Source organism: Meiothermus hypogaeus, assembly GCF_003574035.1.
Classification (GTDB): domain Bacteria; phylum Deinococcota; class Deinococci; order Deinococcales; family Thermaceae; genus Meiothermus; species Meiothermus hypogaeus.
In genome coordinates this window covers 1-6,791 of record NZ_QWKY01000121.1, presented here as the reverse complement: position 1 = coordinate 6,791, position 6,791 = coordinate 1, and the positions used below count along the sequence as shown (strand labels likewise).

The window sequence follows — 6,791 nt, the reverse complement described above, 5'->3', positions numbered from 1 at the left end:
GTTCAGCGCGATGGTACGCTCTTTGGGACTCCATCGGATTGAAGCCCGCTCCTACTGGGGGCTGGTGGCCCGGGTGAACCTCATCCTGCTGGTCCACAACCTCATCCGCAGCCGGGTACTTCTCAAACCGACATTCCGCACCCCTCCCCCCTGGCCTTAGGATTTTAGGATGGAAATCACACCCAACCTACAGGTGTGCGTAAATCAGCTCTAAGCGAGCCAGGATTTCAAAGCCAGCCGAGCCGCGATTTCAGGTGATCCCGAGCCAAGATTTCAGGGCCGAGCCAGCCGGGTAAGCTAACGCCGCGAGAAACGTCATTGGTGTGAACCTCTACGGGGAGATTCATGCCAGGAAAGCGAGTCTCGATGCGGAAAATACGGGAGGTACTAAGGCTGAAGTGGGGGCTTGGGGTCGAGGAGCGCAACATCGCGCTCAGCGTTCGGCTGAGTAGAAGCACCATCTGGGAGTACGTGCGGCAGGCCAAGGAAGCGGGCCTGAGCTGGCCGTTGCCCGAGGATTTAGACGATGTGTCGCTCAAAGCCAGGCTGTTCAAGTCCGGCCTGGGGCGGGGTGTGGAGCGTCCCGAACCCGACTGGTTGCACATCCACCAGGAGCGCAAGCGTCCCGGTGTGACGCTGCTGAAGCTGTGGCAAGAATATGCCGCCGCCCAGCCCGAGGGAACCGCCTACGGGTAGGTGACCTTCACCATGAAGTACCGCGATTGGCGCGGCGGCCTGGACGCGACCATGCGCCTGGATCACAAGGCGGGCGACAAGATGTTCGTGGATTATGCTGGTCAAACGCTGGGCATCACCGACCCCGCCACGGGCGAGGTGCGGCGAGCCCAGGTCTTCGTGGCTACACTGGCTGCCAGCAGTTACACCCATGTCGAGGTCACCGAAAGCAAGGGCATAGCCGATTGGCTTTCCAGTCACCGACGGGCGCAGGAATACTTCGGCGCGGTGCCGAAAGCCATCGCGCCCGACAACCTCAAGGCCGGCGTTACCCAGGCCTGTTTCTACGAACCCGATCTGAACCGGGCGTATCACGAGTTTGCCGAACACTACGGAGTAGCGATCCTACCGACCCGAGTGAGGAAACCCCGGGACAAGGCCAAAGTAGAAAGCGGCGTACAGGTTGTGGAGCGCTGGATCCTGGCCGATCTGCGCGACCGCAGCTTCTTCGGCCTGGTGGAAGCCAACCGGGCGGTGCGGGGCTTGTTAGAACAGCTCAATAACCGTCCCTTCCAAAAGCTTCCAGGCTGTCGCAAAACCGCATTCGAGGAGATGGATCGGCCCGCCTTATCGCCGTTGCCCGATCAGCCTTACAGCCTGGCAAGTTGGAAGAAAGTCAGGGTCAACGTGGACTACCACGTCGAGGTGAGCGGGCACTACTACTCGGTACCCCACAAACTGATCCGTCAGCAGGTGGGCATCCGCATTGCCCAAAACACCATAGAGGTCTTCTACAAAGGCCTGCGGGTCGCGGTACATCCACGAGCGCCCGACCTGGCGAGGTACAAAGGCAAGCACACCACGGTGACAGAGCACATGCCCGAGGCCCACCAACGCCATAACCGCTGGACCCCTGACCGTCTCAAAGAGTGGGCCAAAACCGTCGGCGAGCACACTATCGCAGTGTTCGAGCAAATCATGGTGGCGAGGCGGCATCCCGAACAGGGGGTTCGCTCCTGCCTGGGCATCCAGCGCTTAGCCAAGTTGTACGGCCACCAGCGCCTCGAAGCTGCTTGTCGCCGGGCCTGTTTCTTCGGCAGCTACAGCTACAAATCTATCCAGGCCACCCTGCAAAACGGCTACGACCACAAGCCGCTGCCCGAGGCTGAACCGAAAGAAGAGAGCCCCCCGCTGAGTCACGAGAACGTGCGAGGTGCGGCGTATTACAAGCAATACTGAATGCGCGAGGAGAAGCCATATGCTCAATCACCCCACCCTACAACACCTGCGGGCCATGAAATTTGGACGGCATGGCCCAGGCTTTTCAAGAGCAACTCGAACTGGGCTACCACCAAGACCTGTCTTTTGAGGAACGCTTCGGTCTGCTCGTGGATCGCGAGGCCGTGATTCGAGATAATCGCGGTCTGGCCCGCCGCCTCCGCAACGCTAGGTTGAAACAGCAGGCCACGCTGGAAGATATTGACTACAAGCACCCCAGGAATCTAGACGGCAAGATGGTGCGCGCATTGGCGAGCTGTGAATGGATCACCGAGCACCTCAGCCTGACCATTACCGGCCCTACCGGGGTGGGCAAGACCTACATCGCTTGCGCCTTCGCCCACCAGGCCTGTCGTTTGGGATTCAGCGTTCACTATGCCCAGGTGGGCAAGCTTTTGCAAGAACTCACCCTGGCGAAGGCCGATGGTCGCTACCTCAAACTCCTCGCTCAACTCGCCCGAACCGACCTGGTCATCCTGGATGATTGGGGATTAGAAAGTCCCGATACCGAACAGCGCCGGATTCTGCTCGAAATCCTCGACGACCGCTACGAAAAGCGTTCCACTCTGATCGCCAGTCAGTTCCCGACCGAGCTGTGGTACGACAAGCTTAATGATCCTACCCTGGCCGACGCCATCCTCGACCGCATCCTGCACAACTCCTACAAGATGCAGCTCAAGGGTGAGAGCCTACGGAAAAACCGCCGCAAGCTTCCCCATTCTGAATCCGATAAGGCATAATCAAATTACTCGCGTCGCTACGCTCCGGGTGGGCTCGACTTCACTGAATCACCGGCTCGGCTTCAGCCGAAAAGCGTGGCTCGAATCTCCTGAAATACGCAGTTCCTCCTGGCCACCAACGTCCTGGATGCCCTGCGCTTGCCCGCGGCGGAGGTGCTAAGGCGCTACAAGGATCAGGCCCGGACGGTGGAGCGAGGGTTCCGCTTCCTCAAAGACCCCCTGTTCTTCGCCTCAAGCACCTTCTTGAAGCGAGCGGAGCGGGTGATGAGCCTGGGGATGGTCATGGCGGTAGCCCTGTTGATCTACGCCCTGGGGGAGTGGGAGCTGAGGCGGAGGCTGGAGGAGACGGGGTCCAGCCTGCCGGACCAGAAGGGGAGGCCCACAGCCAAGCCCACCCTGCGCTGGGTGTTCCAGCTCTTCATCTGGGTTCGCCTGGCCTTGCTGGAAGACCGGCCCCTGGTTCTGAACCTAGCTCCCCATCACGAGACTGCGGTGCGCCTTCTGGGGGCACAGCGGTATTACCTCCTGGAGTGAGGGAGGTGCGGAATGTGGGCTCAAAATGGCTGGGGTGGAGCTATGAGGCAGCACACGAAGGTATGTGTTTCTGTTGCACTCGCGCGAAAGCTCGAGTGCCGATCAATAGCAAAACTACTCTTCGTCGGTGGATTCGTCGGTCTCGGCCACTTCTTTGCGTGGTTTGAGCAGGGGGAACAAAATCACATCGCGGATGCTGTTCTGGTTGGTGAGCACCATGGCCAGCCGGTCTATGCCCAGGCCCATTCCGGCGGCGGGGGGCATGCCGTACTCGAGGGCCAGCAAAAAGTCTTCGTCAATCTCGGGTTCTTCGTCGTCGCCGGCCTCGCGGCGCTTGGCTTGTTCCTGGAAGCGGGCGCGCTGGTCGAGGGCATCGTTGAGCTCGGAGTAGATGGGCGAAATTTCGAATCCGGCCACAAACAAGTCGGCCCGCTCGGTCAGGTGGGGCTTGCTGGGGTCGCGGTGGCGCTTGACCAGGGGGCTAATGGCCAGGGGCACGTCCAGCACGTAGGTGGGCTGAATCAGGGTATGTTCTACGTAGTGCCCAAAAAGCTTGTCCAGCAGCTTGTAGCTCGGCACACTACGCAGCTCGGGGTGCTTTTGGTCGGCCCAGGCCCGCAGTCGCTCTAAGTCGGTGGGGTCGAAATCCAGGCCCGCTTTTTCTTTGAGTGTGGAGGTAAAGTCTATGCGGCGGAAGGGCTTGGCGAAGTTAATAAGATGCTCGCCATAGCGCACCTCGGTGGTGCCGAATAGGTGCTGCACCAGACCCGAGAGCAGGTCTTCGATGAGGGCCATCATGTCCTGGTAGTCGGCATAGGCCCAGTAGGCTTCCAGCATGGTGAACTCGGGGTTGTGCTTGACCGAGATGCCCTCGTTGCGGTAGTTGCGGCCAATCTCGAAGACCTTTTCAAAACCGCCCACCAGCAGGCGCTTGAGGTGCAGCTCGAGGGCAATTCGCAGGTTGAACTCGTGGTCGAGGGCGTTGTGGAAGGTTTTGAAGGGCTTGGCCTCGGTGCCGCCCGCAATGGCCTGAAGGGTGGGGCCCTCTACTTCCAGAAAACCTTGCTGGTCGAAGAAATCGCGAATGTAGCGCACCATGCGGCTGCGAATGCGAAAAACCTCGCGCACTTCGGGGTTCTGGATCAAGTCCAGGTAGCGCTGGCGGTAGCGGGTCTCCACATCGCGGATGCCGTGCCATTTATCCGGCAGGGGATGCAGCGACTTGACCAGAGGGGTAAACTTTTGGACCTTGACGGTAATCTCGCCGGTCCTGGTGGTGAATACCGTCCCCTCCACACCCACAATGTCGCCAATATCGAGCTTCTTGATCAGGTCGTAGTGCTCGGTCAGGTCGCGGGCCAGGTAGAGCTGAATGCGTCCACTCTGGTCTTGCAGGTGGGCAAAGCTGGCCTTGCCCATGTGCCGGAAGGTCATCAGGCGGCCGGCTACCCGCACCCGCTCATCGGGCCACTCCTCTTGCGGCCCGGCCCCGGCATGGGCGGCTAAAATCTGGGCAGCATCGTGGGTCTTGGGGAAGCGGTAGGGGAAGCGCTCAAAGCCAGCCTGTGCGAGGGCCTCGAGGTTGGCTAAGCGTTGTTGGGTCTGTTCGGTGTATTCAGGCATAAGTCCATCCAGCGTATAGAGTCTAGGCCCCAGGGCCGAAGGTTGTCGAGGGTTGGGGGGCGAACTATACAAAAAAACGCCTTTGGCTCCTGGCCTCGGGCGTTCTGGCGGGTGGGGCGGCTAGTGTCTGACCGTCTCTACCTTGAACTCTTTTTTGCCCTTGGGGGTCTCGAGCATCACCTTGGCCCCCACCTTCTGGCCCAGCAGGGCCTTGCCCAAGGGGCTCTCGTCGGAGATTTTCATGGGGCGCTCGAGGACGCTGGCCTCAGCAGGCGAGACCACCTGCACCTCCATGTGGTCGCCCTCCTTGGACTTCAGGCTCACGATGGCCCCCAGGCTGACCACACTCACCTTGTTGCCCTCTTCCTCCAGGATTTCGGCACGGGAGAGGGTGTCGGTCAGGGAGTCTATGCGGGCCTCGATGCGAGCTTTCTCGCGTTTGGCGTCCTCCAGACCGGAGTCGTCGTAGTCGTCGGAGGACTCCATGAGTTCCTGCAAAATACGGGTGGCATCCTGCAAGCGGGCGCGTTCTTGCTCGAGTTCGGCCACCAGACGTTCATATCCCGATTTGGTAAGTTTTACTTCGCGTGCCATCCGGCCTCCTGAAAGCTGTGACCTGTAACGCTTGGCGCCTTAGCTGGTCGCTAACGATGCTGCGCCATGGTTCTGAGATTTATATGAGATGTCTTTCCCTCGTCAAGGAAGAGGCCCGGCGCACCTTCTGCCGAGCCTGGTTTTGACCGTCGACCTGCTCAGGGCAGTATACCCCTTAACAGGATTTCTCTCAAACGCCCTGGTCGGGCCGCCCCCGAGCAGCTTTCGGTGTCGCGGCACAGGGCCACATAGCGAAAATGCCGCTCATTTTCAGCCACACCAAAGCGGAAGAACTGCGCTGCCGTGCGAGAGACATGTCTTAAGCAGGCCTCGCAGATGATGGGCGTGGAGCTTGCAGAGCGCTCGAGGGGTTCCAGAACCAGATGGAGCGGGCTTTCCTCGATGTGAACCCGCCCCTCCTTGTCCCGGTAATAAAGCACTTCCCCCGGAGGCAGCAGCTCCGGGGAAGTTCCAGGGAACAACTCTAAAATCAGCTCCCGCTCTTCGAAGATTTTTTCCCCCATGTTGGCAGTAGTTTACCATGTCCCGACACAGTTTTTACGCCTCGGCCCTGGTTCAGGTCGGTGCGTTATTTTGTGAAAACTGTGGCGAGGCATTCTATTGAAAATACTTATATACCATAACATTTCACGGGTATGAACTTTCTATTGGACGAAACCCTGGACGAGCTGTGGCGGCTGTCCACCCATCTGGTGTGGCAGATGCGGCTCGACCAGCAAAAAGCCTTTGAAGGGCTGGGCATCTCCCCGATGCAGGCTTTTGCGCTGATGTGCATCTCGGAGGGTATTGACCAGCCTTCGGGCCTGGCTTTTGTGATGGACGCCTCACCGCCGGGGGTCTCGCAGCTTTTGGCAGGCCTCGAGGAGCGCGGTTTGGTGCGGCGCGAACTCGACCCCAGCAACAAGCGCAAGGTACGGATTCTGCTGACCGATAACGGTAAAGATTTTCTTGGGCAGATGCGTGTGCAGTGGAGGGCCGTCTCGCGCGAACGATTTGCCCGGCTAAGCCCCGAGGAGCTAACCATGCTTACCCAGAGCTACCGCAAACTAACCGACCCCAGTTCTGTGGGCCTATCACCGGGAGACCAGGGGGTAGAACCATGAAAGGGCCAAAAGCGCTGATTGGGGCCGCCCTGGTGCTGAACCTTGGGCTCGCCCAAGGGTTCTTCACCCCGCTGGAAAACCACCCTTCGCTGCTACAGGCACGACTGGGCCTCGAGGCCGCCCAGGCCCAGCTTCGGGCAACCCTCAGCCCGGTCAGCTTGCAGGCCCAGGGTGGGTTTTCCTTCTTTGAGGTAAACCCGCCCCCGGGCCCCCCTACCTGCCC

The 6,791-nt window shown here is 59.9% G+C and carries 4 protein-coding genes and 4 pseudogenes; 5 read left to right on the top strand and 3 right to left on the bottom strand.

Annotation, left to right across the window (positions count from 1 at the left end):
• The first annotated feature begins 345 nt into the window (after window positions 1–345).
• The 3 pseudogenes from istA to Mhypo_RS16820 form a co-directional block, all read left to right on the top strand.
• Window positions 346–1,914 (top strand): annotated as a pseudogene (gene istA / locus Mhypo_RS16830) (IS21 family transposase).
• Window positions 1,915–1,933: 19 nt separating this feature from the next.
• Window positions 1,934–2,693 (top strand): annotated as a pseudogene (gene istB / locus Mhypo_RS16825) (IS21-like element helper ATPase IstB).
• Between the two features lie 99 nt (window positions 2,694–2,792).
• Window positions 2,793–3,227, top strand: a pseudogene (locus Mhypo_RS16820) (IS1634 family transposase); the annotation flags it as partial.
• Window positions 3,228–3,341: 114 nt separating this feature from the next.
• On the opposite strand, the gene lysS reads toward Mhypo_RS16820, so the two are convergent.
• From lysS to Mhypo_RS16805, 3 genes are all read right to left on the bottom strand, one after another.
• Complete coding sequence (gene lysS, locus Mhypo_RS16815) at window positions 3,342–4,850, bottom strand: lysine--tRNA ligase (protein WP_119342399.1); 1,509 nt, start codon at window positions 4,848–4,850, stop codon at window positions 3,342–3,344.
• A gap of 120 nt (window positions 4,851–4,970) precedes the next feature.
• Complete coding sequence (locus Mhypo_RS16810) at window positions 4,971–5,444, bottom strand: GreA/GreB family elongation factor (RefSeq protein WP_119342398.1); 474 nt, start codon at window positions 5,442–5,444, stop codon at window positions 4,971–4,973.
• Window positions 5,445–5,602: 158 nt separating this feature from the next.
• On the bottom strand, window positions 5,603–5,968 hold the full coding sequence (locus Mhypo_RS16805) for a hypothetical protein (protein ID WP_119342397.1): 366 nt from the start codon (window positions 5,966–5,968) through the stop codon (window positions 5,603–5,605).
• A 132-nt stretch (window positions 5,969–6,100) separates the two neighbouring features.
• Between Mhypo_RS16805 and Mhypo_RS16800 the strand changes: the two genes are divergently transcribed.
• On the top strand, window positions 6,101–6,568 hold the full coding sequence (locus tag Mhypo_RS16800; protein WP_119342396.1) for a MarR family winged helix-turn-helix transcriptional regulator: 468 nt from the start codon (window positions 6,101–6,103) through the stop codon (window positions 6,566–6,568).
• Window positions 6,565–6,791 (top strand): annotated as a pseudogene (locus tag Mhypo_RS16795) (TolC family protein); the annotation flags it as partial. The gene Mhypo_RS16800 and the pseudogene Mhypo_RS16795, both read left to right, overlap by 4 nt.